General features: G+C 66.3%; 21 protein-coding genes. 10 read left to right on the top strand and 11 right to left on the bottom strand.

From position 1 onward, the window contains the following. Positions 1-2 precede the first annotated feature (2 nt). Both metB and AC1DYM_RS01865 read left to right on the top strand, forming a co-directional pair. Positions 3-1,196: a cystathionine gamma-synthase gene (metB, locus tag AC1DYM_RS01870; protein WP_477335385.1), complete on the top strand. Its 1,194-nt coding sequence runs from the start codon at positions 3-5 to the stop codon at positions 1,194-1,196. Continuing rightward, the gene (locus AC1DYM_RS01865; protein WP_477335383.1) at positions 1,193-2,260 is read left to right on the top strand and encodes a homoserine dehydrogenase family protein; all 1,068 of its coding nucleotides are present in this window, start codon (positions 1,193-1,195) and stop codon (positions 2,258-2,260) included. Before metB ends, AC1DYM_RS01865 begins: the two co-directional genes overlap by 4 nt. A gap of 115 nt (positions 2,261-2,375) precedes the next feature. Here the strand turns inward: AC1DYM_RS01865 and AC1DYM_RS01860 are convergent, their stop codons facing one another. Then, positions 2,376-2,858, bottom strand: coding sequence for a DUF3800 domain-containing protein (locus AC1DYM_RS01860; protein WP_477335381.1), 483 nt, complete (start codon positions 2,856-2,858; stop codon positions 2,376-2,378). Positions 2,859-2,936: 78 nt separating this feature from the next. Continuing rightward, entirely contained in the window at positions 2,937-4,607 is a 1,671-nt protein-coding gene (locus AC1DYM_RS01855; protein WP_477335380.1) for an APC family permease, read from the bottom strand. 159 nt (positions 4,608-4,766) lie between these two features. Between AC1DYM_RS01855 and AC1DYM_RS01850 the strand changes: the two genes are divergently transcribed. Continuing rightward, positions 4,767-5,147 carry a hypothetical protein gene (locus tag AC1DYM_RS01850; RefSeq protein WP_477335378.1) on the top strand — a complete coding sequence of 127 codons (381 nt, stop codon included), beginning with the start codon at positions 4,767-4,769 and terminating at the stop codon, positions 5,145-5,147. 100 nt (positions 5,148-5,247) lie between these two features. Here the strand turns inward: AC1DYM_RS01850 and AC1DYM_RS01845 are convergent, their stop codons facing one another. Then, positions 5,248-6,630 (bottom strand): L-serine ammonia-lyase, encoded by a 1,383-nt coding sequence (locus AC1DYM_RS01845; protein ID WP_477335376.1) that lies wholly within the window; start codon positions 6,628-6,630, stop codon positions 5,248-5,250. Positions 6,631-6,703: 73 nt separating this feature from the next. Between AC1DYM_RS01845 and AC1DYM_RS01840 the strand changes: the two genes are divergently transcribed. After that, on the top strand, positions 6,704-6,943 hold the full coding sequence (locus AC1DYM_RS01840) for a glutaredoxin family protein (protein ID WP_477335374.1): 240 nt from the start codon (positions 6,704-6,706) through the stop codon (positions 6,941-6,943). Positions 6,944-7,060: 117 nt separating this feature from the next. Here the strand turns inward: AC1DYM_RS01840 and AC1DYM_RS01835 are convergent, their stop codons facing one another. From AC1DYM_RS01835 to AC1DYM_RS01815, 5 genes are all read right to left on the bottom strand, one after another. After that, complete coding sequence (locus AC1DYM_RS01835; RefSeq protein ID WP_477335372.1) at positions 7,061-8,407, bottom strand: DUF697 domain-containing protein; 1,347 nt, start codon at positions 8,405-8,407, stop codon at positions 7,061-7,063. An 8-nt stretch (positions 8,408-8,415) separates the two neighbouring features. Then, entirely contained in the window at positions 8,416-8,976 is a 561-nt protein-coding gene (locus AC1DYM_RS01830) for a YceI family protein (protein ID WP_477335370.1), read from the bottom strand. Continuing rightward, entirely contained in the window at positions 8,973-9,557 is a 585-nt protein-coding gene (locus AC1DYM_RS01825) for a cytochrome b (RefSeq protein ID WP_477335368.1), read from the bottom strand. Before AC1DYM_RS01825 ends, AC1DYM_RS01830 begins: the two co-directional genes overlap by 4 nt. Further along, entirely contained in the window at positions 9,541-10,167 is a 627-nt protein-coding gene (locus AC1DYM_RS01820; RefSeq protein ID WP_477335366.1) for a YceI family protein, read from the bottom strand. Before AC1DYM_RS01820 ends, AC1DYM_RS01825 begins: the two co-directional genes overlap by 17 nt. A gap of 103 nt (positions 10,168-10,270) precedes the next feature. Next, entirely contained in the window at positions 10,271-11,725 is a 1,455-nt protein-coding gene (locus AC1DYM_RS01815) for a GTPase (RefSeq protein ID WP_477335364.1), read from the bottom strand. Positions 11,726-11,841: 116 nt separating this feature from the next. On the opposite strand from AC1DYM_RS01815, the gene AC1DYM_RS01810 reads away from it, so the two are divergent. Further along, entirely contained in the window at positions 11,842-15,354 is a 3,513-nt protein-coding gene (locus tag AC1DYM_RS01810; protein WP_477335362.1) for a hybrid sensor histidine kinase/response regulator, read from the top strand. Here the strand turns inward: AC1DYM_RS01810 and lptG are convergent. After that, positions 15,338-16,435, bottom strand: coding sequence for an LPS export ABC transporter permease LptG (gene lptG / locus AC1DYM_RS01805; RefSeq protein ID WP_477335360.1), 1,098 nt, complete (start codon positions 16,433-16,435; stop codon positions 15,338-15,340). The genes AC1DYM_RS01810 and lptG overlap by 17 nt on opposite strands. Beyond that, positions 16,435-17,538 carry an LPS export ABC transporter permease LptF gene (lptF, locus tag AC1DYM_RS01800; RefSeq protein ID WP_477335358.1) on the bottom strand — a complete coding sequence of 368 codons (1,104 nt, stop codon included), beginning with the start codon at positions 17,536-17,538 and terminating at the stop codon, positions 16,435-16,437. Before lptF ends, lptG begins: the two co-directional genes overlap by 1 nt. 97 nt (positions 17,539-17,635) lie before the next feature. Here lptF and AC1DYM_RS01795 point away from each other — a divergent pair, with 97 nt between their 5' ends. Both AC1DYM_RS01795 and AC1DYM_RS01790 read left to right on the top strand, forming a co-directional pair. Then, positions 17,636-19,126: a leucyl aminopeptidase gene (locus tag AC1DYM_RS01795; RefSeq protein WP_477335356.1), complete on the top strand. Its 1,491-nt coding sequence runs from the start codon at positions 17,636-17,638 to the stop codon at positions 19,124-19,126. Positions 19,127-19,136: 10 nt separating this feature from the next. Further along, positions 19,137-19,559, top strand: a complete 423-nt coding sequence (locus tag AC1DYM_RS01790) for a DNA polymerase III subunit chi (RefSeq protein WP_477335354.1) — start codon at positions 19,137-19,139, stop codon at positions 19,557-19,559. 71 nt (positions 19,560-19,630) lie between these two features. Here the strand turns inward: AC1DYM_RS01790 and AC1DYM_RS01785 are convergent, their stop codons facing one another. After that, positions 19,631-22,390 (bottom strand): valine--tRNA ligase, encoded by a 2,760-nt coding sequence (locus AC1DYM_RS01785; protein WP_477335352.1) that lies wholly within the window; start codon positions 22,388-22,390, stop codon positions 19,631-19,633. A gap of 79 nt (positions 22,391-22,469) precedes the next feature. On the opposite strand from AC1DYM_RS01785, the gene AC1DYM_RS01780 reads away from it, so the two are divergent. The 3 genes from AC1DYM_RS01780 to tsaB all read left to right on the top strand — a co-directional run bounded on the left by AC1DYM_RS01780 (position 22,470) and on the right by tsaB (position 26,541). Beyond that, positions 22,470-24,395 carry an ATP-dependent DNA helicase gene (locus AC1DYM_RS01780; protein ID WP_477335350.1) on the top strand — a complete coding sequence of 642 codons (1,926 nt, stop codon included), beginning with the start codon at positions 22,470-22,472 and terminating at the stop codon, positions 24,393-24,395. A gap of 122 nt (positions 24,396-24,517) precedes the next feature. Beyond that, positions 24,518-25,855 (top strand): cell envelope integrity protein CreD, encoded by a 1,338-nt coding sequence (gene creD / locus AC1DYM_RS01775; protein WP_477335348.1) that lies wholly within the window; start codon positions 24,518-24,520, stop codon positions 25,853-25,855. Continuing rightward, positions 25,852-26,541 carry a tRNA (adenosine(37)-N6)-threonylcarbamoyltransferase complex dimerization subunit type 1 TsaB gene (gene tsaB, locus AC1DYM_RS01770; RefSeq protein ID WP_477335346.1) on the top strand — a complete coding sequence of 230 codons (690 nt, stop codon included), beginning with the start codon at positions 25,852-25,854 and terminating at the stop codon, positions 26,539-26,541. Before creD ends, tsaB begins: the two co-directional genes overlap by 4 nt. Positions 26,542-26,663: the final 122 nt, after the last annotated feature.

Below are 26,663 nucleotides of genomic sequence, written 5' to 3'. Positions count from 1 at the left end.
TCATGACCGAATCCCGCCTTTGTACCCGCGCCGTGCGCGCCGGCATCGAATCCGACACGCAGCACGGCGCCGTCGTGCCGCCATTGCACCTGTCCACGAACTACGCGTTCGAAGGTTTCGGTCGCAAGCGTGCCTATGACTATTCGCGCAGCGGCAATCCCACGCGCGATCTCCTCGGTGAAGCACTGACCGAGCTCGAAGAGGGCGCCGGTGCAGTCGTGACCGGTAGCGGCATGTCGGCCGTGGCGCTCGCCCTTGAACTCGTTCCAGCCGGCGCACTCGTGCTCGCCGCCCATGATTGCTACGGCGGCACCTGGCGTCTGCTCGACGCCTGGGCGAAGAAGGGTCGCTTCAGCGTTCGCTTCGTCGACTTCACCGACCCTACGGCGCTCGCGGATGGCCTCGCCGCGAAGCCCGCGCTGGTCTGGATCGAAACGCCGTCGAATCCATTGCTCCGCATCACCGACGTGCGCCACGTATCGCAGGCCGCGCACGCAGTGGGCGCACTCGTCGTGGTCGACAATACCTTCCTGTCGCCGGCCCTTCAGCAGCCGCTGAAGCTCGGCGCCGACATCGTGGTGCACTCGACCACGAAGTACATCAACGGCCATAGCGACGTCGTCGGCGGCGCGGTCATCGCCGCGGACCAGGCCGTCGCCGAGCAGCTGAAGTGGTGGGGTAATTGCAATGGCCTCACTGGCTCGCCGTTCGACAGCTTCCTCACCCTGCGCGGCGTGCGCACGCTCGCCGTCCGCCTGCGCGCACACGAAGAGAATGCCCGCCGCATCGCCGAGCGACTGGACAAGCACGATGCCGTCTCGCGCATTTACTATCCTGGTCTTGCCTCGCACCCGGGTCACGCGTTGGCTCAGCGTCAGCAGAAGGGCTTCGGCGCGATGCTCAGCTTCGAGGTCGCCGGCGGCAATGACGCGATCGAAGCCTTCGTCGACGGCCTGCGCTATTTCTCGCTGGCCGAGTCGCTCGGTGGCGTGGAAAGCCTCGTCGCTCATCCGGCAACGATGACGCACGCATCGATGGCTCCCGAGGCTCGTGCGGTGGCGGGCATTTCGGACAGTCTTCTGCGTCTGTCGGTTGGCATCGAAGACGGTGACGACCTGCTGGCCGACCTCGATGCGGCACTGGCCCGTGCCGCAGCGGTCGCCTCCGTCACCTCGAAACGCAAGGTCGGCGCATGAGCGCGGTGGTCGCGGCTCCTGTCGTCGACGTGCCGCCGCGCACGGCTGTCGTACTGCTGGGCACGGGTGTCGTGGGCCGCGCGCTGCTGACGCTGTTAGCCACGCCAGCGGCACGCTCGCTACGCCTCGTCGGTGCCGCCAATTCGAAGCGGCAGCACGCGTTCGCCGGTGGTGTCGTCGCTGGCGAGATCGCCGAGCGGCTGAGCAAGGGCAGGGATGGGCGCGAGAATGCGTCGCTGCTCGCCGCGCTGGACGAGACGGGCGCAGAACGTAAGGTGGTGATCGACGCCACGGCCTGCGCGATCGAGGCGAGCCGTCATGCCGAGTGGCTTTCGGCGGGGTATCACGTCGTGACGGCAAACAAGGCGCTTGCCGGTGGCCAGCTCTCGGGCTGGCGCGCGCTTCAGGCGGCCTCTGCGAACGGAAGCATCTATGGCGACGCCGCGACCGTCGGTGCCGGCCTGCCGGTCCTGTCGACCCTGCGTCGCCTGCGCCAGTGCGGCGACAGCCTGTTGACCCTCGAAGGCGTTTTCTCCGGGTCGTTGTCTTGGTTGTTCAACCAGTACGACGGTAGCCGTCCATTCTCCGCCTTGCTGCGCGATGCCCGTCGCCTCGGTTTCACCGAGCCCGATCCTCGCTCAGATCTTTCTGGCGAAGACGTGGCACGCAAGTTGTTGATCATCGCGCGCAACGCCGGGTTTTCGCTGGGCAGCGAAGAGGTGGAAATCGAGAGTCTCGTACCGGAAGCATTGCGCACGCTGGACACTAAAACGTTTCTGGATCGCCTCGAAGAGCTCGACGAGCCACTGCATCAGCGACAGGTCGCGGCGAAAGCCAACGGTAAAGTGTTGCGCTACCTGGCGAGGTTGAATCAGCGCGGTCGCGCTCGCGTCGGACTGTTCGAAGTTGGCCCAGAGCATCCCGCGTCGCGTCTTTCGGGTACCGACAACCAGTTCGCGCTCACGACCACGCGCTATCACGCGACCCCGCTGGTCATCCAGGGCCCGGGCGCCGGGCCGGAAATTACGGCGCAAGCGCTGCTCGGCGACGTGCTGGCGTTGTAGACGCTTCCGTAGACCTTGCAACCGATCTGCTGCCAGAGTAGATTCAATCGCACATCCGGCCGGTGGCTGGTCCACCTAGTAGGATGTCTCCGGGGCGCTCTCAAGCGCCCCTTTTTTATAGCCGCACGATGCCCTGTGCATCCGCGGGGCAGGCACGCCGGAACAAGATCGGTGCGAGGCGTGAAAAGTATCCTCGGCCTCCTGATTTCCGCATGTACTGGTTTGGTTGCTCCTGCTGATAGAGCAGAAAGGCAATCAGGTCCGCGGCCTGTATCAGGAGCGAGTGAGCAGAGTCCCGGAAGCACGGGTCCTTGATGACATTTCTCATCACGATGTTCCTGTAACCACCCCCGGTCTGATTTGGCACCAGATTGCAGTAGCGCATTTGGGCGTACATCGCGATTAGCTTTGCGGAGGGATGGCCGTCGGCGAAGACCATTCCGCATTCCCCCTTCGCCGTCGCATGAGGAAAGTTGTTGCGCGTGAGAGTGTTCTCAAATCGCTGCAAGAGCGTTTGCCACGCAAGGTCAAAGACATCGCGGTCATCCGTCTTGCCGTGCTTGTCTATCACAACGTTTATGACCGAGAGCTCAGGCATTCTTGAGCGTCAGACTTTCCTCGTTTATTTGATTGGTCGACCACACAAAAAAATCGCCCCGAAGGGCGATTTTTCGTATCAGCGCTGGCCCGTAACCCTGGCCGCCTCATCCGCACTGGGCGGCACCACCGGCTCATCCCCGTGCATCTCGTCGTGGTTGAAGCGCGCGGCTTCGACCATCGGCGTCCGCCAGCCGGCGGAAATGCCCCAGAAATAGAAGACGATGCCGATCACCGCGACGACGGCGAGGTCGTAGCCGTAAGGGATGTAGTTGTGTCCGCCGAAGGTCGAGCTACCCGCGTAAGACACGAGTGCAATCGTCGGCAGGTAAGCGATGAGCCACCAGGCACCGGCGAGGTGACGGCGGAAGTCGTCCCAGCCGCTCTTGGCGGTGTAATAGAAGTACAGCGGCAAGGCGATGACCATCAGCAGGATGATCTCGCCGGTGAGCGGCCATTTCGCCCAGTACAGCAGTTCGGTGGCGAAGATGAAGGCGAGGGCGGCGAGCAGCGGCAGGCCGGGGATGCGCAGCGGACGCTTCATCTCCGGTGCGGTGCGACGCAGGGTCATGACGCTGACCGGGCCGGTGAGGTACGAAATGATCGTCGACACCGAGATCACCGCTGCCAGGGTGCCCCAGCCGCGGAAGAAGAACAGGAACAGGAAGCTCACCACCAGGTTCAGCCACATGGCCGGGCGCGGAATGCCGAAGCGCGGGTGGATGTGGCCGAAGATCTTCGGCAGCTGGCCGTTGCGCTCCATGGCGTAGATCATGCGCGCGGTGGTTGCCGTGTAGGTGGCGCCCGTGCCGCTGGGGCTGACGAAGGCGTCCGCGTACAGCAGGATCGCCATCCAATTGATCATCAGGGCCGTGGCCAGCTGGGCGAACGGCGAGGCGTATTCGAGGCCGGCCCAGCCCTTGCCGAGCTGGTCGGGCGGAACGGCGCCGATGAAGGCGATCTGCAGCAACACGTAGACCACGGTCGCCAGCAGGATCGAGCCGATCACCGCGAAGGGCACGCTGCGACCGGGATTGCGTGCTTCGCCGGCCAGGTTCACCGGGCTCTGGAAGCCGTTGAAGCTGAAGACGATGCCCGAGATGGCGACGGCGGTGAGGATCGACGAGATGTCGATGGCGTGCGTGCCGCCGGTAGCGCCGATGTGGAAGTTGCCCGGGTTGTAGCTCGTGCAGATGAGCGCGATGCCCGTGGCCGCCGGAACGACGAGCTTGAAGACGGTGATCGCCGTGTTGCTCTTGGCGAACAGCTTCACGCTCCAGAAGTTCAGGAAGAAGTAGACCATCACCAGCACGGCGGCGATCGCCAGGCCCGGCGGCGTCAGCTCGCCGTGGCCGGCGGTGACGACGTAGAGGCCCTTGGTCCACTGTGCCCATTCCCACGGCCAGGAGGCCATGTACTGGACGGAGGCTTCGGCCTCGACGGGGATCACCGAGACGATGGCGATCCAGTTGGCCCAGCCGGCGATGAAGCCGACCAGCGACCCGTGGGAGTAGTGGCCATAGCGCACCATGCCGCCGGACTCGGGGAACATCGCACCCAGTTCCGCGTAGGTCAGGGCGATGAAGAGGATGATGAYGGCGCCGATGATCCAGGCGTAGACGGCGCCGGGACCAGCGAGCTGGGCGGCGTGCCAGGCGCCGAACAGCCAGCCTGAGCCGATGATCGAGCCCAGGCCGGTCAGCATCAGGGCGAAAGCGCCGACGTCGCGGCGGATAGCGTGGTGGGACATGATGACTCCGGTCGGACGGGACGGGGGAACCCGGCCCATGGCGGCACAAGGGCGGGATCATGACAGCCCCGGCCGCGCATGTCAGCCAGCGCGCGCCGTCGCCCAACCGGGCTCGCGTCGATATACACTGGCCGACGCGGTAGGGCTAAAGGGGTTCGGATGCGTTCGAAGGTGGTCGCCAGCGGCGTGTTGTTCATTGCGATTTCGGTATGCGGCGTTGCCGCAACCGATGAGCAATGGAACGACAAAGGCCGGCTGATCGATTCAGAGTCCTACGACCGTACTGCCAAGGGTTTTTACTTCACTCTCTACCCTGGCGAGGACCCGGTCGAATCCGTGCGGCGCTGCGCCATCACGATGCGCGAGATGGGGCATCTGGCCTCGGTGTCGTGCTTCGCCTATACCAGCAAGCAGCGCTTCGACACCCGCCGGGGCAAGCTGCGCATCTGCTACTCGGCGGTCGCGAACTGGTGGGGACAGGACGAGCCGGTCCGTGTCGAGACCGTCGGCCGGCTGCCCCGGATGTGCCCGACGCGCTGAGTCGAGGCCAGCAACCAGGGATCAGCGCTGCTGCGCAGCGGGGTTATTTGCCATTCGCCGATGAATCGGCTCCCACAACCGCTGGCTTCGCCGCTACCTATCAGCACTCGATGACATTGACGGCCAGGCCTCCGCGCGAGGTTTCCTTGTACTTGTCCTTCATGTCGCGCCCGGTGTCGCGCATGGTGGCGATGACCTTGTCCAGCGAGACGTGATGCTTGCCGTCGCTCTTGAGCGACATGCGGCTCGCATTGATCGCCTTGACCGCGCCCATCGCATTGCGCTCGATGCAGGGAATCTGCACCAGGCCGCCGATCGGGTCGCAGGTGAGGCCGAGGTTGTGCTCCATGCCGATCTCGGCGGCATTTTCCACCTGGCGGACACTGCCGCCGAGCGCGGCGGTGAGGCCACCGGCGGCCATCGAACACGCGACGCCCACCTCACCCTGGCAACCGACCTCGGCGCCGGAGATGGAGGCGTTCTCCTTGTAGAGGATGCCGATGGCGCCTGCCGTGAGAAGAAACTCAATCACACCATCTTCCGACGCGTTCGGGCAGAAGTGACGGTAGTAGTGGAGTACGGCGGGAACGATGCCCGCGGCGCCATTGGTCGGTGCGGTGACCACGCTGCCGCCTGCCGCGTTCTCTTCGTTCACTGCCAGGGCATAGAGGTTCACCCAGTCGAGGATGGTGAGCGGGTCGCGCAGCGCGGCTTCCGGTTGCGAACGCAGTTCGGCGACCATCGACGGGGCGCGGCGCTGGACCTTGAGGCCGCCCGGCAGGGTGCCCGGCGACCGCAGGCCCCGCGACACGCAGTCCTGCATGGCCTTCCAGATGACCAGCAGCCCGGCCCGGGTTTCCGCCTCGGGGCGCCAGATGCTTTCGTTACGCATCATCAGTTGCGCGATGGTCAGACCGTGCTCTTCGCACAGCGAGAGCATCTGGTCGCCGCTGCTGAAGGGGAAGGGCTGCTCGCTGGTGTCCGCGACGATACGGTCTTCGGCCGCCTCGTCGGGATTGACGACGAAGCCGCCACCGACCGAGTAATAGTCGCGAGTCGCCAGCTCGTTACCGTCCGCATCGTAGGCCGAAAAACGCATGCCGTTGGTGTGGAACGGGAGCTTCTGCCGCTTGTTGAAAACCAGGTCGGCTTTCTCATCGAAGACGATTTCGTGGCGGCCGAGGATGCGGATGCGCTTGCTGGAACGGATGCGCTCCAGCGTCGCCGGGATGGCGTCCGGGTCGACCTTGTCCGGCCATTCGCCTTCGAAGCCAAGCAGCACGGCTTTATCCGTACCGTGGCCGCGACCCGTCATCGCCAGCGAACCGAACAGTTCGCAGCGCACGCGCGCGACGCGTTCGAGGACGCCTTTCTCGGCCAGCCAGTGCTCGGCAAAGCGTGCGCCTGCGCGCATCGGCCCGACGGTATGGGAGGAAGACGGACCGATACCGATCTTGAAGAGGTCGAAAACGCTGACTGCCATGGCTTGGGGAGTTGGCTACGGGGAGTAGCCGGCTATTCTACGCCTGCCCGCCACTGACCCCATACACCTGCGCATGTCCGAGTTCACCCTGTTCCAGCGCGACGATTGCCATCTTTGCGACCTTGCGCTCGATGTCCTGGCGCAGGCACGGTTTCCGGACTTCACGCCCGTCTGGATCGATGAGGACGATAGGCTCGAGGCACGTTATGGTGCGCGGGTCCCGGTGTTACGGCGCAGCGACGGGGCGGAGCTGGACTGGCCGTTCGATGTGGAAGCCGCGAGATCATTCGCGGGTGAGGATGGGTCGCGGTAGGAGCCGATTCATCGGCGAGCTCTCCCCCGATGCTGACTGAGGCCAGCAACCTTGTGGGAGCGCTGCTGCGCAGCGGGTTTGTTCACCATTCGCCGATGAATCGGCTCCTACACGTCTTTAATTTCGCAGGAGGCGGAGGATCTCCTCGCGGGCTTCGCGCAGGATGGAATCGCGGTCCAGGCTGGCGACGATATCGGCGACAGCTCGCTTGGCCCCATGCTCGCCCCAGGACTTGCCGGTGATGAGGTAGTGCTCGGCGGCGCGTCCGATCAGGACGGTGGCGTACCAGCCGAGGGCCCCCTGGGCAGCCGCCGTGACGACCACGGACAGGCCGCCGCTAATTCCCTTCAAAGCGGACGCCACCAGTTGCACGCCCCAGACCGCTCCCATGAGCGCGGCGAGTTGGGTGGTGATCACGGCAACGAGGCGACCGGACTCGCTGCGCGTGAGGGGAAGTCCATAGACCCGCCCCAGCTGCACCACCATCGCCGCGTCCAGGCCTCCCGCGAGCAGGAGGTCGGCGACGGGGATGGGGTTGAGCGCCACTGCGACGGACTTGGCGATGCAGTACTGCCGGATGACCCCGGACGCCACATCGCGACGCGTGGCGGCGACCCGCTCGGTGACCTGGTCGGTGAGTCGTCCGGCGAAGAGGCCGGCGTTGATGGCCGAGAGGGTCTTGCCTTCGCGTTCGGCGATGGCGAGCAGACGGATCTTCAACGCGGCGACATCCGCAGGCGCAGCTTCCGGCTTGCGTTGTTCGTGGCCTTGCGCATCGATGTCGACGACCTCACGAGCGCTGGGCCGCGCCGCCACCGCGATCACGTCTTCACGTCGGACCAGACCGGCGCCGTGCTGGCGCAGCTGTTCGAGCAGGCCTTCGCGTTCCTCGTCGGAGTAGCGGTCCGCCTTGTTCAACACGAGCAGCAAGGGGCGTTGCGTCGAGGCGAGCGTGCGCAACGCGTCGCGCTCTTCGCGCGTGAGGTCGCCATCGGCGACAAAGACGATCAGGTCGCTGACCTCGGCGACTTCGAACGCGAGCTTTTCGCGTGCTTCGCCGCCCAGCTCATTGATGCCGGGCGTATCGATGAGCACCAGGCCGGCACGGCTCGCCTCGTCCAGGCGGGCCGCGTCCGCCTCGGTGGTCGTGCCGTGGAGCACGCCCACCGCGAACGCATCCCGGCCCAGCAGCGCGTTGCCGAGGGCGGACTTGCCCGCGGAGACGCGGCCGAAGACAGCCACATGGAGCTCGTCGCGTTGGAGTCGGTCGAGCATGGTCTCGACACGACGGAAATCGGAGGCCATCGCCTCGCGCACACTCGCCGGAATGGCGGGGTCGTCGAGCAGGCCGCGCAGGCTGGCTGCCACGGGGCCGCCGCGCATCGCTTCCGCCGCAGGAGCGCGGGGCGCGCTGCGGCGGAAGCGGTCGGCGAGACCGCGAAAGCGTTCGCGGAAACCCGCCATGGCGGCGCTTACTTCGGCAGCAAGTTCAGTGAACCATTCACCAGAACCTCGTCGGCGATGGTCGAAGTGTCCTTGTACTCGCCGCTGCCGACGCCGAAGTCGAGACGCTTCAACGTGCCCGTCACGGAGAGACGTGCGCCGCCGGCGTTCGGCGAGAAGACGACCTTCAGCGCGACCGGCTTGGTCACGCCGTGCAGGGTGAGGTTGCCGTTGGCGATGACGTCGCCCTTGGCGTTCTTGCTGAAGCCGGTCGTGACGTAGTGCGCGGTGGCGAACTTCTTCGTGTCGAAGAAATCGGAGCCGGGCAGGGCGTTGTCACGATCGCCGTCACCGGTTTTCGCCGTCGACGTATCCACGGTGACATCGAACTTCGAGGCAGCCAGATTCGCGGCGTCGTAGCTGATCGCGGCGTCGAATTTGCCGAACGTACCGTCGAACTGCTGGCCCTGGAACTTGCCACTGAAGCCCAGCGTGCTGCCCGGGCCGACTTTGTAGTCCGCCGCGGAAGCGGCCAGGGGGAGGGCGAGGGCAAGGGCAAGCGCCGAGAGGCGGCGGAGGGTCGAGGTCATGGCGTATCTCCGGGAGAGGTGGGGGGCGTCCGCTTTGCACGGCCGAACGGCAGCATGCGGCGGAGCGTATCGTCGCGATCGATGAAGTGATGCTTGAACGCGCCACCCACATGGGCGACGAGGACCAGCAGCAGGAACCAGAACAGGTAGACGTGGACCGTACCGAGGGTATCGGACAGCTCCGGATTCTTTTCCACCAGTGCCGGAAGATTGAACTGCTTGAAATACTGGAGCGGAAAGCCGTGTGCGGAATTGAACGCCCAGCCCGACAAGGGGATGGCGGCGATCAACACGTAGAGGAAACCGTGGACGGCTTTCGCAGCGAGGTGCTGCCAGCGCGGCGCCGGCACGTCCGGGGGGCGCCGGTCGATCGCACGCCAGAGTACGCGCAACAGGAACAGGGCGAGCACGGTGAGGCCGATCGACTTGTGCAGGGCGAACATGTTGATCTTCTGCAGGGACGGCTTGAGACCGTCCATCCACAGAGCGAACGCACCGTTACCCAGGATCAGTAGCGCCATGAGCCAGTGGAAGGTCTTGGCAGCCGTGCTCCAGCGGGTGTGGTCACTGCGCAGGGGCATCGGTCTTTTCCTTGTCGGTGGAGGGGGTGCGTTCGCCGCCGCGAATGGCCTCGATTTCCAGCCAGACGGCTACGTTAGTGCCGATCGAGTTCCGATTGGATGTCATGCCGTAGGTCGTCCGGTCGATCGACACCTGGGCGGAGAAGCCGGCGACCGTGTGCAGGCCGTAGATGGTCTTGCCGACCCGGTTGACCCGGAACGGAATGTCGAGGGGGAGGGTCAGGCCACGGAGGGTCAACTTGCCGTGCACGATGCCCTCATCGTCGTTTTTCTTCTCCACGCTGTCGCTGACGTAGCGGGCCGTGCGGGCGCGCCCGGCGTCGAGCAGGTCGGCCCCCTGGACGACCTTGTCCCAGTCGCCGTCACCCATGTCGACCGAGGTGAGGTCGATCGTGGCGTCGACGGAGGACTTCGACCAGTCGTCGCGATCGAAGCGGATCGTGCCGTCGGTGACACGAAGTCGTCCGAACGAGCGCGAGAAACCGTTGTGCTCGACGTTGAAGACGACCTGGGTGTGCACGGGGTCGATGTGATAGCTGAGCGCTTCGGCGCTGGCCGCGACCGGCGCGACAGCCATGCCGAACAGGAGAAGGAAGCCGGCGGGACGCATGCGTAAAGGCCTGTTCCAACGGGGCCGTGGGGCCGCCAATGACGAGCAGTGTGGCCGACGGCGGGCGCCTTGTCAGCCCGTCCGCGGGGAACGCATCGTTCACTCAGCGATCCCGTAGCGCCTCGCCCGTCAGTTCCGCCAGCCGGCGCAGACGGGAGCTGCCGCCGTCGGCGAGAAGATCACGCATGCGCGCGCCCGCGTCGGCCTGGTCCAGTGCCTGGCGTTCCGCGAGGCTTGCGGCGAGGGCCCGGCCAAGACTGTCGAAGATCAGCGCGTAGGCGAAGGCGTGCAGTACACCCCCGCCCAGGGTACCCAGCCCGGGGAGAGCCTTCAGCGCGTTGCCGGCCACCGCCAGCACCACGGAGGTTCCCGTGCGCAGGGTCAGCCGCGCCTGCCGTAGCAGCCCCTCGATTTCCACATCGGTGACGCGAACGCCGTATAGCCCTGCCAGGGCGCGGACGAGACCAGCCGCCAAGGCGCCCTGGATGACCAGGTCCGTACCCGGCGCCACGGCGGCCATCGCGCCGACGATGGCGCGCCGCGCGTAGCGCCGCACGATGCGCTCGGCCTCTGCCGCGCGCCATACGGTTTCCTGCGCGCTGGTGCGTTCGTGCAATCCGGCGAGCACCGCGTTTTCGCGCTGGGCTTCGAGCGCCGCTGCGCCCGGCGCGACCAGGCGGCGCAGGGCGTCGGGGAGCTGACCGAGGTCGGCACGACGCGTCCTTCGCACGTCCTCGCGCGTGCCATCGGCGAGAACGCGCGTGAATCRTTCCTCGCCGCCCGCACTGACCAGGACGATCGCATCGGGAATGCCTTCGCTACGTTCGCGCAGGCGCGCGACCAGGTGTTTGCGTTCCTCGTCCGTCCACTGGTCGGCCTTGTTAACGACGAGTACGAGGGGTTTGCCGAAATCGCCGAGCCAATGGAGCTCCGCGGCCTGCGTCCGGGTGAGGTCGCCGGCGCAGACGTAGAGCACCGCGTGCGCACGCAGGGCTTCTTCACGTGCCACGCGTTCGCGATCGTCGCCGCCCGCCTCGGCCGAGCCCGGCACGTCCGCCACCGTCCAGTGCTCACCCGCCGGCGTATGCCCTTCGTAGTGGGTGACCTGTCGCGTCGTCCCGCCGCGTACGTCGCTCACCGGTGCAGACCCGGGCACGAGTGCGGCGATAAGCGTGGACTTGCCCGTCGAGATCTCGCCGAAGACGGCCAGATAGAGGGAAGCGGACGCACGTCGGCGATCGAGTTCGTCGAGTTCGCTACGAAGTTCCTCAACCCCGGTGTCCGAATCGCGGAGCGCGGCAAGGCGCGATTCGAGCGACGCGCGATCGGGTGCGGTGACCGGTACGCGCTGCTTGCGTGGCCGCAGCCACCACACGGCCGACGCTGCACCGACGACGACCACGACAGCCAGGAGGCCGCCGATCAGCCAGCGCAGACCTTCGGGCAGGTTCATGAAGCGCTGCGCCAGGGCTAGCGCGCGCTCGAGCGTGGCGAAGAGGAGCCAGGCGAGGGCGGCGATGCCGATGGCCGCGATCAGGGTACGAAGTCGGCGTGACATACCGGCATTCTAGACGTAACCGCCCCCGACGAATGCCTACGCACTGTCGGCGCGTTGCGCCTGTTCTGCCTCGACGACGGTATGGCATGATCGGGATCGAACAAGGAATAAAGCGTATGCGCCACACGCTCTTCACGAGATGGATTCTCGTGACCGCGGTCTTTCTGGCCGCGGTCGCGCCGGTCTCCGCCAGTACGGCCATGCCACCGGTACCCACGCCCCAGTTCCGCGGCTTCGGGCTCCATGAAGGCCTGCCAAGCAGCAAGGTCAAGGCGGTCGCCCAGGACGCGCACGGTTTCATCTGGGTCGCAACCGCCATGGGCCTCGCCCGCTTCGATGGCGTCGAATTCATCGTCCCCGGGATCGGCGCCGAACGAGACCACGCGATGCCGGCCGGCGCGCTGTCCGCGCTTTACATCGATCGCGACGACCGCATCTGGATCGGCGGCCCGGACATCGGCCTGGCACGCTACGACCCCGTCACCGGTGGCTTCGTGCAATGGCGCGATGGCCTGTCCGATGACGACGTGCGCGCGGTGACGCAGGCGCGGGACGGATCGATCTGGGTGGGCACGTCGAAGGGCCTCGATCGCATGCGACCGGACGGTAGCGGGTTCGAACACCGGTCGATCCTTCGGGCTGGCATGTCATCGACGACGATCCGGGCGCTGCATGCGACGGACGATGGACGCGTCTGGGTCGCCGGGGACGCCGGCGTGGACGTGATCGATCGTGATGGACAGCCGCACGCGGTGCCCTTCGCCAACGGTGCGGCACCACGGGTCACACGGATAGCCGGCGTCGGTGGCGAGTTGCAGTTCGCGACCGACGTCGGGCTCTACCGTCTCGCCAAGGACGGGCGCATCGCACGCGACACGCGGGTGGCACCGCAGCACATCCGTGGTTCCCTGGTCGACAGCCACGGCAGCCTCTGGATCGCCGCTCTCGATGGGCTGTCGATGATCGATCGTCTGGGACGGCGGCACGCCATCGCCGACTCGTGGACCGCGCCGGGCGGTCTTCCCGGGCGCACCGTGAGCGACATGATCGAGGATCGCGAACACGGACTGTGGTTCGCCCTCAGTGATGGCGGGCTGGCGTATCTCGGGCCCGGTTGGGAGGATTTCACCCGCTTTGCGCACGTAGCGACCGATCCCTGGAGCTTTCCCGGCCGTGCCGTGACGGCGGTCGCGGCGCACGGCGATCGCGAGTTATGGGTAGGCGGCTTCCGCGGCTGGATCCGCCGTTTCGACCCGGCGACCGGCCGTGCCTCCGGCGGATTCGACCTGGGTCCCGCTCGTGTGCAGAGCCTCCAGGAGATGGCGGATGGACGCCTTCTGGCGGGTGGCGTGGACGGCCTCACTATCGCGTCCGGTCGCGCCGCACAACCCCTGTTTCGGGGCACCATCGATCACGCTGTCACGGCGATGGCTTCCGCGGCGGACGGTACGGTGTACGTCGCAGCGATCGGTCAAGGACTGTTCGCCCTCGACCCATCACTGGCGACGGCCGTCGCCGTACCTTTCGCGGAGACGCGACGCGGTGCGACCGATACGCGGCAAATCGAAATGGTCGACGGCCATCTATGGCAGGCCAGCGCCGCGGGCCTGGCGCGTCTGGATCGCGCGTCCGGCAGCATGCATTACGTCGAAGGGGTCACGCCCGGGCGCGTCAGTGCGTTCGAGCCGGACGGTGATGGCTTCTGGATCGTCCGTCCCGCCGCGCTGGAACACTACCGGTGGGACGGCAGCCGCGCCCGGTTAGAACGAAGTCTCGGYGGTACCCAGGGCTTCCCCTCGGCCGACATCCTCAACGTACGCAAGGACTTGATGGGGCGTCTTTGGCTGTACGGACAGACCGGGGTCTGGCGATTCGATCCTGCGCCGGCAAACTTTCGTCCGTTCGGGCTCGCCGATGGCCTCGCGAATGGCGAATTCACCAACGCGACGACCGTGTTGCTGTCCGATGGCACGATGTATGGCGCGACTCTCGGCGGGTTGGTCGGATTCAGGCCGGACCGGCAGCGGGATCATCCCCGCCGGCCCTTCATCGTCCTGCTCGGCGCCAGTGTGTCGCGCGCCGGCACGCGCCGTTCGCTCGCTGTCATCGGCAACACGCTGCACCTGGACTGGAACGATCGTGACCTGATCGTGCGTACGCGTGCGCTGTCCTATGTGAATCCCGAGCGGAACGATATCGACTTCGCCCTCGACCACGAAGGCACGATCGCCGTGCTGCGAACGGGCAAGCAGGGTGAGCGCACGTTCGGTCCGCTGAGTCCCGGTACACATCGCCTTACGATCTCCGGCGCGGGACACGACCTGGAGAGTGGCCCACTGTCGTTGATCCTTGTCGTGGATGCCCCGCCGTGGCTGCGTTGGTGGGCGTGGATGATCTACGTCGTATGCCTGGTCGTGCTCGTGTGCGGTGGCGTCGTTGCCGCGCGGCGTCGCGTGCGGCAGGCGCTGCGCCTCCGGCTTGCGGAGCAGCAGAAGCGCCTTGCCGAAGAAGCCAATGCCGCGAAGACCGAATTCATGGCGACACTGGGTCACGAGATTCGTACCCCCATGACGGGTGTGCTGGGCATGGCCGAGCTGATGGCGCAGACGCGGCTGGACGAGACACAACGCAGTTACGTCGACGCCGTGCGGCGATCGGGGACGACTCTGTTGCGGCTGGTCAACGATGCGCTCGACCTCACCCGGATCGAGTCCCGCCGTCTGCTGCTGGAAGTCGAATGCGTGACGGTGCGTGCGCTGGCCGATGAAGTCATCGCCCTGGCCTCGGGCAACGCGCGTGGAAAGAGGCTGGCGCTTTCCGTCCACGTCGAACCCGATGTACCGGCGACGATTCGCGGGGACGCCATTCGCCTGCGGCAGATACTGCAGAATCTGGTCAACAATGCAGTGAAATTCACCCATGCCGGCTCGGTGAGTGTTCACCTGCGCCGCTGCGGTGAGACCTTGTCGATGTCGGTGACCGACACGGGTCCGGGCATTTCCGAGGAATTGCGTGGTCGCCTCTTCGCACGCTTCGAACAGGGCGGCTCACCGGAACGAGCCCAGGGCTGTGGACTGGGGCTGGCCATCTGTCACGAGCTATGCGCGCTCATGGGCGGCAGCATCGAGGTCGAGAGCACCCCCGGCGCCGGCACCACCTTCGTCGTGAGACTTCCGCTTTGCGCCTGCGCCTGTGAGGGAAGCTCCTGTGTGGCGACGCCTTCGACAGTGCGGACACCTGCCAGCCGCCGGTTGCTTCTTGTCGAGGACGATGCGGTCGTCGCTGCTGTCGTGACAGCGCTGCTGGACCAGCGCGGACATGCTGTCAAGGCGGTGGCTGACGGCCTTGCAGCGATGGCCGAGGTGTCGAGACAAGCCTACGACGTCGTCCTGCTCGATCTCGACCTGCCGCTGGTCGACGGCTTCCAGGTGGCGCGCATGCTGCGTCGCATGGAGCGCTTCGCGAACCTTCCCATCATCGCCGTCACGGCGCGGTCGGCAGGTGACGAGGCGACCGCGATCCGCGATGCCGGCATGAACGCGCTGTTGCGCAAGCCAATGACCGGCGAGCAGCTGGACGSGGTACTCGAATCGGTAACGATGCCCGAACGGGCTAGCCGAATCGCCTGAAGTAAGTCAGCGCACCGATCACCAGCAAACTTGTCGGTAGCAAATTCGCCAACAGCGGTGGCAGTCCATACACGGTGCCGAAGTTGACCATGGCACCTTGCAGGAAGTACCAGCCGATCGCCATGATCACGCCGAGGAACAGGCGTTTGCCGAAACCACCCGAGCGCAGCGAGCCGAAGGCGAAGGGCATTGCGCACAGCACCAGGATCAGCGTATTCGCCGCGAACAGCGCGCGGCCCCAGAAGGCGACCGCATAGGCACCTGGATTCTGCCCGTTGGCCTGGAGGTAGCGCATGTTCCTGCGCAGGTCGGCCATCGACAGGTACTCGGGATGGATGACCGACTGCTCGAGTACGTGCGGGTTGAGATGCGAGGCCCAGGTCTGCGTCGCCTGCTGAGTGGCATGCGTGCCCTTGGCGTCCAGCGTGGTCGTGCGGACGTTGGTCATCACCCAGCGGTTGCCGTCGTGGATGGCACTGTCGCCGTGCGAGAACTCCAGCACCTGGCCGTCGGGGGTGAAGGTGTAGACGCGCACGTCCACCAGCTTCACCGTGGTGCGATCGTCTTCCTGCAAGGCGATGGCCGACTTGGCATTGATGATCTTGCCGCCGTCGCGTGCCCATAGCCCACTGGCCGTCGCACCCAGGTTGCTGGAACGCATGCGCACCTGGATGGCCTGTGCGTGCTGGTCGCCATAAGGCGCCACGGTCTCGCCCATCACCACTACGCCGAGGGTGAGGACGGCAATCACGCCAGCCGCGGAAGCGGCGATGCGCAGTTTCGACATGCCCGCCGCACGCAGTGCGGTCAGCTCGCCGGTGGCGGCCAGGCTGCCGAGGCCGAGCAGGCCGCCGATAAGGGCGGCATTGCTGAACATCTGGTAGAGGCGCCGCGGCACCGTCAGCATGATGTAGGCGATGGCGTCGTAGAGCGTGAAGCCGTTCTTGCCGATGTTGCCGAGCTGACGGACGAACTGGGTGAGGGCATCGAAGCCGGTCAGGACGAGCCAGACCAGGAGCAGGGTGCCCAGCACGGTCATGCCGATGAGCCGGTCGGCCCGCTTGACGGTCAGGGTGGCCATCAGGCGGTTACCTTCACTTGCCGTGGCGAATTCTGACGCCAGAAGAACCACGCCGCCACGCCGAATACGATGATGTGGAGGAGCCAGATCGGCGCCGAAGTATGCAGGTTGCCCTTGATGATCTGGGTCCGCGCGATCAGCTGCCAGATGACGTAGAGGAAGTAAGCCAGCACGGCGATCAGCAGGCGGCCATAGCGCGCGTCGCGCGGTGCCTGCCGGGACATCGGCAGGACCATCATCATCAGCACCAGGGTGCTGACCGGGGCGGCGAAGCGGGACACCAGCTCGCCCAGGCCGTCCGCCGTGGGCGTCCTGAACAGATCGCTGGTGGTCGATTCATGCGCCGGATCCGAATCGTCATCGTCATCGGAGATGTTCGACAGCGACACATCGTTACGTTCGTACTTCATGCGCCGCCAGTTATCCATGCCCAGCGGGATTTCGAACTGCCAGCCGTCGTACAGCGCGAGGAAGCGGTTCACGCCATCGCTTTCCTGGTACATGTGGCCGCTCTTGGCATTGACCACGCGTACCTGCGGCCGATTGTCGCTGTCCACGCGGTCGGTGGCGATGAAAGTCTTGCCCAGGACGGTACCGTCACGGCTGAGCGTGTCGACGAAGATAATGCCGCCCTTGCCCGGCAGCTCGGTGAAGCGACCGGCATCCAGGCCGGCGGCGATCACGGATTTGTTTGCGGTCGCGATGATCGTATCGGCCGAACGGGCAGAGAGTGGCCCGAGCCAGAGCGAGACCAGGCCGACCACGATCGTCGCAATCACGGCGAGCAGGGTGACCGGGCGCAGCAGGCCCCGCGGGCCCATGCCGGACGAGGCCAGGACGTGCATCTCGCTTTCGCGGTACATCCGGCCGAGGGCGGTGAGCGTGCCCAGGAAGACCGACATGGGCAGCAGGGTGGAGAGCAGGTCGACCATCTGCAGGCCGAGCACCTCGAACATCACGCTCGGCTGGATACTGCCGTTGGCCACCTTCTGCAGCACCGTGGCGAAGGCGCCGCCCGCGAAGATGACGAGCAGGACCACGGCGGTCGCAATGACACCGTAGGCAAGTTCGCGCAGGAAGTATCGGTCGAGGATGCTGAGCATTTGGTAGAATTGGCGGTTCGTGCCGCGTCAGTCCTGGCCGGCAAACCACAAGTCTAGCCTGTCCGGGCCCCGGCGGGCTTTTGCAGGACAGTTAGCTATGACGGTTCAGTTCAGCCTCGGTTCCAACGCTCCCGAATCCACCACGACCCCGGTCGCCGTGGTCGGCGTCTATGAGAACGGTGTCCTGACCAGCGCTGCCGCGCGGATCGATACCGCCGGCGGCGGGGCGATCAAGCGCCTGGTCGAGGCGGGTGATATCACCGGCAAGGTCGGCAACCTCGTCACCCTTCTGCACCCGGCCGGCGTCGCCGCCGCCCGCGTGCTGGTGGTGGGCCTCGGCGCGCAGAAGACCTTCGATGCTGCCCGCTACCAGCGCGTGACCCTGGAAGCCGCGCGCGCCGTGGGCCGGCTGCCGGTGACGGAAGCCGTCAGCTGGCTGCCCGAGGTCGAGGTCCCCGGCCGCGATGCCGCCTGGCGCCTGCGCGTCGCCGCTCTGGCCACGGACCACGCCGCCTACCGCTACACCGCCACGGTGAAGCCGCGCGACAAGGCCCTGCCGGAGCTGGCCACGATGACCCTGGTCGGCCCAGCCGACGGCGAGGCCGGCCTGGCCGAGGCCCGCGCGATCGCCGAAGGCGTCCGCTATGCCAAGGAACTCGGCAACCTGCCGCCGAACATCTGCAACCCCGACTACATCGCCGATCAGGCCAAGGCCTTCGCTGACGCCCACGAGGGCGTGACCTTCGAGGCCCTGGACCGCGCCGACATGGAGCGTGAGGGTTTCGGTTCGCTGCTCGCCGTGGCCCGTGGCTCGGCCAACGCGCCGCGCCTGGTCATCCTCCAGTGGAACGGCGGCAAGGACGGTGAACGTCCCTATGCCTTCGTCGGCAAGGGCATCACCTTCGATACCGGCGGCGTCAGCCTGAAGCCGGGCCCGGGCATGGAAGAGATGAAGTTCGACATGTGCGGCGCCGCCGGCGTGCTCGGCGCCTTCGTCGCGGCCGTGAAGCTCAAGCTGGCGGTCAACCTCGTCTGCGTGGTCCCCGCCGTGGAGAACATGCCCGACGGTGACAGCTACCGTCCCGGCGACGTCCTGACCAGCCTGTCGGGGATCACCATCGAGGTGCTCAACACCGACGCCGAGGGTCGCCTGATCCTCTGCGACGCGTTGACCTATACCGGCAAGCGCTTCGATCCGCACACCATGATCGACGCCGCCACCCTGACCGGTGCCTGCGTGGTCGCGCTGGGCAAGCACGCCAGCGGCCTGATGACCAAGGACGAGTCGCTCTCGGCCGAGCTGCTCGCCGCCGGTGAGTCCACGCTCGATCGCGCGTGGCGCCTGCCGCTCTGGGACGACTACCAGAGCCAGCTGGATTCGGGTTTTGCCGACGTGGCCAACATCGGTGGCAAGTACGCCGGCGCGATTACGGCGGGCTGCTTCCTGGCTCGCTTCACCGAAGGCCGTCGCTGGGCGCACCTCGACATCGCAGGCACAGCGTGGGACGAGGGTCGCAAGGGCATGGCCACGGGTCGTCCGGTGCCCCTGCTGACGCAGTGGCTGCTCGACCGCGTCGCCGCTGGCTGATCCGGCCCGTATGCCTCGCGCCGACTTCTACCTGATCGACAAGCCGCGGTTTCGCGAGGATCCCCTGCTACTGGTCTGCGAGCTGGCCAAGCGCGCCTTCGGAGCGCAGCAGCCGACCCTGATCCTCACCCGCGATTTCGAGCAGGCCGAGGCGATCGACGAGTACCTGTGGTCGTTCGACGAGGACAGCTTCATCCCGCACCAGCTTGCCGGTGACGACGATGACGTGAACACGGCGGTGCTGATCGTGCCGCCGGGTGTCGAGGTGGCGGACCGCCCGATGGTGATCAACCTTCGCGAGGTGTGCGCTCCCGGCCGCTTCGACCGGGTGCTCGAGGTGGTCGCGGCGGATCCGGCGGAACGCGACGGCTCGCGCAGCCGCTGGACCGAGTACAAGAAGGCCGGCTTCGAGGTGAACAAGCACGATATGTGAGGCCTGCGGCTTCCCACAAAAAAAATCCCGCCATCCGGCGGGATTTTTTCTACCTGAAGCGCGAGGCGGCGTCAGCCGCCGAGCTTCAGTGCCTGCTCGCGCATGGCCTGGGCCTGTTGGTTCCAGTCCGCGATGCGCTGGCGCTCCTGTGCCACCACCTCTGCCGGGGCGTTCGCTACGAAGTTGGCGTTGCCGAGCTTGGCCTCGCACTTGCGCACCTCGCCTTCCACGCGAGCGATTTCCTTGGCCAGGCGAGCCTTCTCCGCGCCCAGATCGATCAGGCCTTCCAGTGGAATCAGCACGCGCATGGCGCCGACGACGGCGACGGCCGAGGCCGGCTCATCGCCATCGACCCAGACCGGTGTCTCCACCCGACCGAGAAAGGCGATCTGAGCGGCGAACTTGCTCGCGCGTTTACGATCGGCGTCATCGCCATCGGCGAACAGCAACGGAATGACCTTGCCAGGCGCGATGCCCATCTCGGCGCGGATGCGGCGCACGCCGGTAAGCACATCCTTGACCCATTCGATCTCGGCCGTGGCCGTGGCGTCGCTTTCGACGTCCGTGGCTTCGGGGTAGGGACGCAGCATGATCGTGTCGCCTTCGATGCCGAGGACGGGGCGCACGTTCTGCCAGATCTCTTCGGTAACGAACGGAACGATCGGATGCAAGGCGCGCAGCAAGGTTTCCAGCACATGCACGAGCGTGTAGCGCGTGGACGCCGCCGCAGCGGCGTCGTCACCATTCAACGCGGGCTTGGACAGCTCGAGGAACCAGTCGCAGAACTCGTTCCAGGTGAACTCGTACAGCGCCTGTGCGGCGAGGTCGAAGCGATAGCCCGCCAACTGCTCCTTCACCGTGCCCAGCGTGTCACGCAGGCGGGTGAGGATCCAGCGCTCGGCTTCGGTCGTCGGCTTTGTCGGTGCGAGCTTCGCGTCCTCGCCAACATTCATCAGCACGAAACGCGAGGCGTTCCAGAGCTTGTTGACGAAGGCCTTGTAGCCGGCCGCGCGCTCGAGATCGAACTTGATGTCGCGACCGTGCGTGGCCAGCGAAGCAAAGGTGAAGCGAAGCGCGTCGGCACCGAAGGCGGGGATGCCTTCGGCGAATTCCTTCCGCGTGGCCTTCTCGATCTTCTCGGCCATCTTCGGCTGCATCAACCCGCGCGTGCGCTTGGCCAGCAGCTCATCCAGCGTGATGCCGTCGATGAGGTCGAGCGGGTCGAGCACGTTGCCCTTGGACTTCGACATCTTCTGGCCATCCTTGTCGCGGATGAGGCCCGTGACGTAGACGTCCTTGAACGGCACTTCGCCGGTGAAGTGGTCGGTCATCATGATCATCCGGGCGACCCAGAAGAAGATGATGTCGAAACCGGTCACCAGCACGTTCGTCGGCAGGTAACGGTCGAATCCGCGCTCGGCCTGCGCCTGTGGATCGGGCCAGCCGAGGGTGGAGTGGCTCCACAGCGACGACGAGAACCAGGTCTCGAGCACATCGAGGTCGCGCCGCAACGCGCCGGTGTAACCGAGCGCGGCCGCCTTCGCCGTCGCCTCGGCTTCGTCGTGCGCGACGACGATGTTGCCATCGGCGGTGTACCAGGCCGGGATCTGGTGACCCCAGGTCAGCTGGCGACTGATGCACCAGTCCTGGATGTTGGCCAGCCAGTGACGGTAGGTGTTGATCCAGTTCTCGGGGACGAACTTCACGTCACCCTGCTCGACCAGCTGCAGGCCGCGCGCGGCGAGCGTGTCCATCTTCACGAACCACTGCCAGGTGAGGTACGGCTCGATGACCTGGCCGGTACGATCGCCGCGCGGCACCTGCAGCTTGTGCTTCTTCGTCTCGACCAGCAGCTCGGCGGCTTCCAGATCGGCGAGCACGGCCTTACGGGCGACGTAACGATCGAGACCGCGGTATTTTTCCGGCGCCGCGTCGTTGATCTTCGCGTCGTCGGTGAGGATGTTGATCATCGGCAGGTTGTGGCGCTGGCCGATGGCGTAGTCGTTGAAATCGTGTGCCGGAGTGATCTTCACGCAGCCGGTGCCGAAATCCTTCTCGACGTAGTCGTCGCCGATGATCGGGATCTGACGATCGGACAGCGGCAGGCTCAGCATCTTGCCGATCAGATGGGCGTAGCGCTCGTCTTCCGGATGGACGGCGACGGCCACGTCGCCGAGCATGGTTTCCGGGCGGGTGGTGGCGACGACCAGTTCACCCGAGCCGTCGGCGAGCGGGTAGCGGATCGACCACATGGAGCCGTCTTCTTCCTCGCTGACCACTTCGAGGTCGGAGATGGCGGTCTTCAGCACCGGGTCCCAGTTGACGAGCTTCTGGCCACGGTAGATCAGGCCTTCCTCGTGCAGGCGCACGAAGGTTTCGACGACGGCCTTCGACGGGCCCGGGTCCATCGTGAAGACTTCGCGGCTCCAGTCTCCGGAGACGCCCATGCGGCGCATCTGCCGGCCGATGGTGTCGCCGGACTCGGCCTTCCATTCCCACACACGGCTGATGAAGGCATCGCGGTCGAGATCCGAGCGCTGCTTGCCTTCCGCGTTGAGCTGGCGGGTGACGACCATTTCGGTGGCGATGCCGGCGTGATCGGTGCCGAGCTGCCACAGCGTGTCGTAGCCGCGCATGCGGTGATAGCGGACCAGGGTGTCCATGATCGTGTGCTGGAACGCATGGCCCATGTGCAGCGTGCCCGTGACGTTGGGCGGCGGCAGCATGATCGTGTAGGGCGTGCCCTTGCCCGACGGCTTGAAATAGCCGCTGGACTCCCACTGGGCGTACCACTTCGACTCGATCTGGCTGGGCTCGAAACTCTTATCCATGCGTGGGCTCTCGGCTCGCGCCGCGAAGGGGCGCGCTTTGGAAGACGAAAAGACGGCCATTGTAGGCGATACTTGAGGGATGACTGCATCCGATGTGGCCGCGATCCTCGGCGCGGAGGGCCCGTTTGCCCGTGAAGTACCCGGATTCGCGCCTCGCGAGGCGCAGGAGCGCATGGCGGGGGCGGTGGCTACCGCCATCGAGGACCGCGATGTCCTGATTGCCGAGGCCGGTACCGGCACCGGCAAGACCTTCGCCTACCTGGTCCCCGCCCTGATGTCGGGGCGCAAGGTCATCGTCTCCACGGGCACCAAGGCTTTGCAGGATCAGCTGTTCTTCCGCGACCTGCCGCGTGTGCACGCCGTGCTGGGCAGCCGTGCGAAGACCAGCCTGCTCAAGGGGCGGGCCAACTACCTGTGCCTCTACCGGCTGGACCAGGCGGTTCGCGAGGGCAACCCCGATCGCCAGCTGGCCAGCCAGCTGTCGGCGATCCGTGCCTGGTCGGCGCGCACGCGTCGCGGCGACCGCATGGAAATGATCGACATCCCCGAGGATTCCCCGGTCTGGCCGCGCGTCACCTCCACGCCTGAGAATTGTCTGGGCACGGAGTGCCCGTTCTTCGAGGACTGCCATGTGGTCAAGGCGCGGCGCGAGGCAATGGAGGCCGACATCGTCGTGGTCAATCATCACCTGCTGATGGCCGATCTCGCGCTCAAACAGGAAGGCTTCGGGGAGATCCTTCCCGGCGCCGATGCCTTCATCCTCGACGAGGCGCACCAGATTCCCGAGCTGGCCGGCCAGTTCTTCTCGCAGAGCGTCAGCGCGAGGCAGATGACCGATCTCGCCCAGGACGCGCTGGCCGAAGCCCAGGGCGTGACCGGCGCGACCAGCCAGCTGCTCGAACCGGTGGAAGTGGTGCAGGACCTGATCAAGCGCCTGCGCCTGGCCATGGACCCGCTGCCCGCTCGCGGTCCCTTCGGCGCGCTCGACCGGGACGCGACGGTCCACGAGCTGCTCGGCGAACTGCGTGACGTCATGGCCGCACTTTCCGATTTGCTTTCATCGCTGGGCGAGCGCTCGCGCGGACTGGCCAACGTCTTCGAGCGGGCGCAGATGCTCAGCCTGCGCCTGGACCGGATTGCCGAGGAGCATTCGGCCGCCGACGTGCGGTGGTACGAAACCTGGCCACGCGGGTTCGCCTTGCATGCCACGCCGCTGGACCTCGCCACGCCGCTGCGCGCGATGCGCATGGCGACCGATGCCGCCTGGATCCACACCTCGGCGACCTTGTCGATCGCCGGCGACTTCGCTCACTTCGCCCGCCAGCTCGGCATCGAGGATCCGCAGACGCTGCATGTCGAGAGTCCGTTCGACTACCCACGCCAGGCGCTCGCTTATCTGCCGAAGGATCTACCCGACCCGGCGGCGCGCGACTACACCGACCGCGTCATCGCGGCGATCCGGCCCGTGCTCGATGCGTCCGACGGCCGCGCCTTCCTGCTCTTCACCTCGCATCGCGCGCTGCGGCGTGCCGCTGAACTGCTCGAAGGTCGTGTGCCGTGGCCGTTGTTCGTCCAGGGCACCGCGCCACGGCATCGCCTGCTCGAGGAATTCCGTGCCAGCGGGCGTGGCGTGCTTCTTGGTGCCGCGAGTTTCTGGGAAGGCGTCGACGTGGCCGGCGAAGCGTTGAGCGTGGTCGTCATCGACAAGCTGCCCTTCGCCATGCCGGACGATCCGGTGCTCCAGGCGCGGCTGGAAGCGCTCGAAGAAGCCGGCATCAATCCCTTCATGGGCTGGCAGGTACCCACGGCCGTCATCGCCCTCAAGCAGGGCGCGGGACGCCTGATCCGTGACGTGCACGATCGCGGTGTCCTGGTCCTGTGCGATCCGCGACTCAGTACCAAGGGCTACGGGCGGCTGTTCCTGGCCAGCCTGCCGCCGATGCCGCGCACGCGCGAGCTCGCCGATGTCACGGCCTTCTTCGCGCCGGTGTCCTCCCCGACCTGATTCTTTCCATGGCACTGGGCCGCGTTTCGCCCCTCCTTGCCCGCACTTCGCCCCGGTGGGCGCCGCTGGCGCACCCCCGGGGCACCGAGCATCGTTCCCATCTATCAGGAAGGGAGAGACCGATGTTTCGCTGGATGCAATCGATAACCGCCAAGGTGCTCGGCATCGGGCTACTGGCCTTGCTCATGCTCATTCCGCTGACGCAGGCCGATGGCCTGGTGCGCGAACGTCAGGCGATGCGCGATACCGCCGTGGCCCGCGTGGCGGAAGGCTGGGGTGGGCCGCAGGTGATCGGCGGCCTGGTGCTCGCCGTGCCGACGCAGCGGGAGAGCCACGATGCCGGGGGTGCCGTCGCCAAGGTGATCGACGGCACGGAAATCGTCCTGGCCGATGACCTGGATACCGTCGCCGACCTCACGGTCGACAAGCGTTCGTCCGGCATGTACGTCGTGCCGACCTATACGGGCGAAGTCACCGTGCGCGGTCATTTCCTGCCCGCCGACCTGCGTCGTTTCGCGGCCGAAACGGGCGCCACGTGGTTCACCGGCAAGGCGGAAGTCCGCGTGCTGATCGCCGATACGCGTGGACTGCAGGGGATTACCTCGGTGATGGTCGATGGTCATGCGACGCGATTGTCGTCATCCACCGCGCGCATGGGCCCGTACACGGTGCTGTCGGCACCCATCATCATCGAGCCGGATCGCGAGGCGCCGATCGAATTCGAACTCAAGCTCAGTGTCGCCGGCACGGAATCGTTCTCGTCGTTGCCGCTGGCGCGTACGAACAGCGTGAGGATGCGCTCGGCATGGCCCGATCCCAGCTTCACCGGTTCGCTGTTGCCGACAAAGCGCAGCGTGACACCGGCCGGATTCGATGCGTCCTGGAAGATTCTCGACCTCAATCGCGCCTATGGCCAGCATTGGGATGCCGCCAGCCCGGACGTGGACCAGCGCCTCGCGCCTTCGTCCTTCGGCGTGAAGCTCTACCAACCCGGCGGCGTGTACCAGCAAAACGATCGCGCCGGTAAGTACGGCCTGCTGTTCATCGCGCTGACCTTCGTTGCGTTCTTCCTTTTCGAGGTGCTGAAGGGCCTGCGCCTGCATCCGGTGCAGTACCTGCTGGTAGGCGCCGCGATGACCAGCTTCTACGTGCTGCTGCTCGCCCTGTCCGAACAGATCGGCTTTGGCCCGGCCTACGCCGTCGCCGCCGCCGCGGTCGTGCTGATCGTGGGCGGATACGCCATGGCGGCGCTTCGGGCGCGCACGGCCGGCCTGGCGCTGGGCGGCGTGCTCACCCTGGTATACGCCATACTGTATGGCCTGATCGGCGCAGAACAGTACGCGCTGCTGATCGGGTCGGTCGTCCTCGTGGCAGTGATCGCCCTGCTGATGTACCTGACCCGCCGGATCGACTGGTACGCCCAGGGCGCGCCGCTCAACCCCACGTCGGAAACGCCATGAACTTCCTCGCCATCGAAACCTCCACGGAAGCCTGCTCGGTCGCCCTCGTCCACGGCGACGAAGTGATCGAGCGCAGCGAAATCGCACCGCGCCGGCATGCCGAACTCGTCCTGCCGATGGCAGACGCCTTGCTCGCCGAGGCGGGCCTCAGTCGCGAAGCGCTCCATGGCATCGCGGTCGGTCGCGGCCCGGGTGCCTTCACCGGTGTGCGCCTGGGCGTGTCGCTGGCGCAGGGCATGGCGATGGCGCTGGACGTACCGGTGGTCACGGTGTCCTCGCTCGAAGCACTGGCGTTGGAAGCGCCCGAGGACGATGCCGCGATCCTGTCGGTGATCGATGCGCGAATGGGCGAGATCTACGTGGCTGCGTGGCGCCGCGAGGACGACGGCAGCATCACGCTGATCGATCGCGAACGCGTCGATACGGCAGCGGCACTGGAGCTTCCCGACGCCGTCGCATGGCACGTTGTCGGCACCGGATGGGCGACCTACGAGGCGATCCTCCGGGAACGCATACGCGGATCCATCCGCTCGGCGGACGGTGCGCGTTTCCCCCAGGCCAGACACGTCGCCGAAGTCGCGGCACGGCGTTTCCGTGACGGCCTGGCGGTGGCGCCGGAACTCGCGCTGCCCGTCTACCTGCGCGACAAGGTGGCGCTCACGCTGGTGGAGCAAGGGCGGGCTTAACTCGCCCCTACGACCTTTGACGTATGGCGCATGTGGCTCGCTGGATCTACGGTTTCGATTCGCGCCGGGTCAGGGCGATCTCCGGTGCGAACGGATTGTCACCGGATGACATGGACAGTTAT

It is taken from the genome of Luteibacter sp. P1_D3, from assembly GCF_056406135.1.
The sequence above is the reverse complement of the archived record's forward strand: the minus strand, read 5'-3'. Positions and strand labels throughout refer to the sequence as shown.

Bases quoted from the DNA above. Each gene is read 5' to 3' on its own strand.
- AC1DYM_RS01785 (WP_477335352.1), bottom strand. From the start codon at position 22,390: ATGGATAAGAGTTTCGAGCCCAGCCAGATCGAGTCGAAGTGGTACGCC.
- lptG (WP_477335360.1), bottom strand. From the start codon at position 16,435: ATGGCCACCCTGACCGTCAAGCGGGCCGACCGGCTCATCGGCATGACC.
- metB (WP_477335385.1), top strand. From the start codon at position 3: ATGACCGAATCCCGCCTTTGTACCCGCGCCGTGCGCGCCGGCATCGAA.
- AC1DYM_RS01840 (WP_477335374.1), top strand. From the start codon at position 6,704: ATGTCCGAGTTCACCCTGTTCCAGCGCGACGATTGCCATCTTTGCGAC.
- AC1DYM_RS01825 (WP_477335368.1), bottom strand. From the start codon at position 9,557: ATGCCCCTGCGCAGTGACCACACCCGCTGGAGCACGGCTGCCAAGACC.
- tsaB (WP_477335346.1), top strand. From the start codon at position 25,852: ATGAACTTCCTCGCCATCGAAACCTCCACGGAAGCCTGCTCGGTCGCC.
- AC1DYM_RS01790 (WP_477335354.1), top strand. From the start codon at position 19,137: ATGCCTCGCGCCGACTTCTACCTGATCGACAAGCCGCGGTTTCGCGAG.
- AC1DYM_RS01845 (WP_477335376.1), bottom strand. From the start codon at position 6,630: ATGGCAGTCAGCGTTTTCGACCTCTTCAAGATCGGTATCGGTCCGTCT.
- AC1DYM_RS01820 (WP_477335366.1), bottom strand. From the start codon at position 10,167: ATGCGTCCCGCCGGCTTCCTTCTCCTGTTCGGCATGGCTGTCGCGCCG.
- AC1DYM_RS01860 (WP_477335381.1), bottom strand. From the start codon at position 2,858: ATGCCTGAGCTCTCGGTCATAAACGTTGTGATAGACAAGCACGGCAAG.
- lptF (WP_477335358.1), bottom strand. From the start codon at position 17,538: ATGCTCAGCATCCTCGACCGATACTTCCTGCGCGAACTTGCCTACGGT.
- AC1DYM_RS01780 (WP_477335350.1), top strand. From the start codon at position 22,470: ATGACTGCATCCGATGTGGCCGCGATCCTCGGCGCGGAGGGCCCGTTT.
- AC1DYM_RS01850 (WP_477335378.1), top strand. From the start codon at position 4,767: ATGCGTTCGAAGGTGGTCGCCAGCGGCGTGTTGTTCATTGCGATTTCG.
- AC1DYM_RS01795 (WP_477335356.1), top strand. From the start codon at position 17,636: ATGACGGTTCAGTTCAGCCTCGGTTCCAACGCTCCCGAATCCACCACG.
- AC1DYM_RS01835 (WP_477335372.1), bottom strand. From the start codon at position 8,407: ATGGCGGGTTTCCGCGAACGCTTTCGCGGTCTCGCCGACCGCTTCCGC.
- AC1DYM_RS01865 (WP_477335383.1), top strand. From the start codon at position 1,193: ATGAGCGCGGTGGTCGCGGCTCCTGTCGTCGACGTGCCGCCGCGCACG.
- creD (WP_477335348.1), top strand. From the start codon at position 24,518: ATGTTTCGCTGGATGCAATCGATAACCGCCAAGGTGCTCGGCATCGGG.
- AC1DYM_RS01830 (WP_477335370.1), bottom strand. From the start codon at position 8,976: ATGACCTCGACCCTCCGCCGCCTCTCGGCGCTTGCCCTTGCCCTCGCC.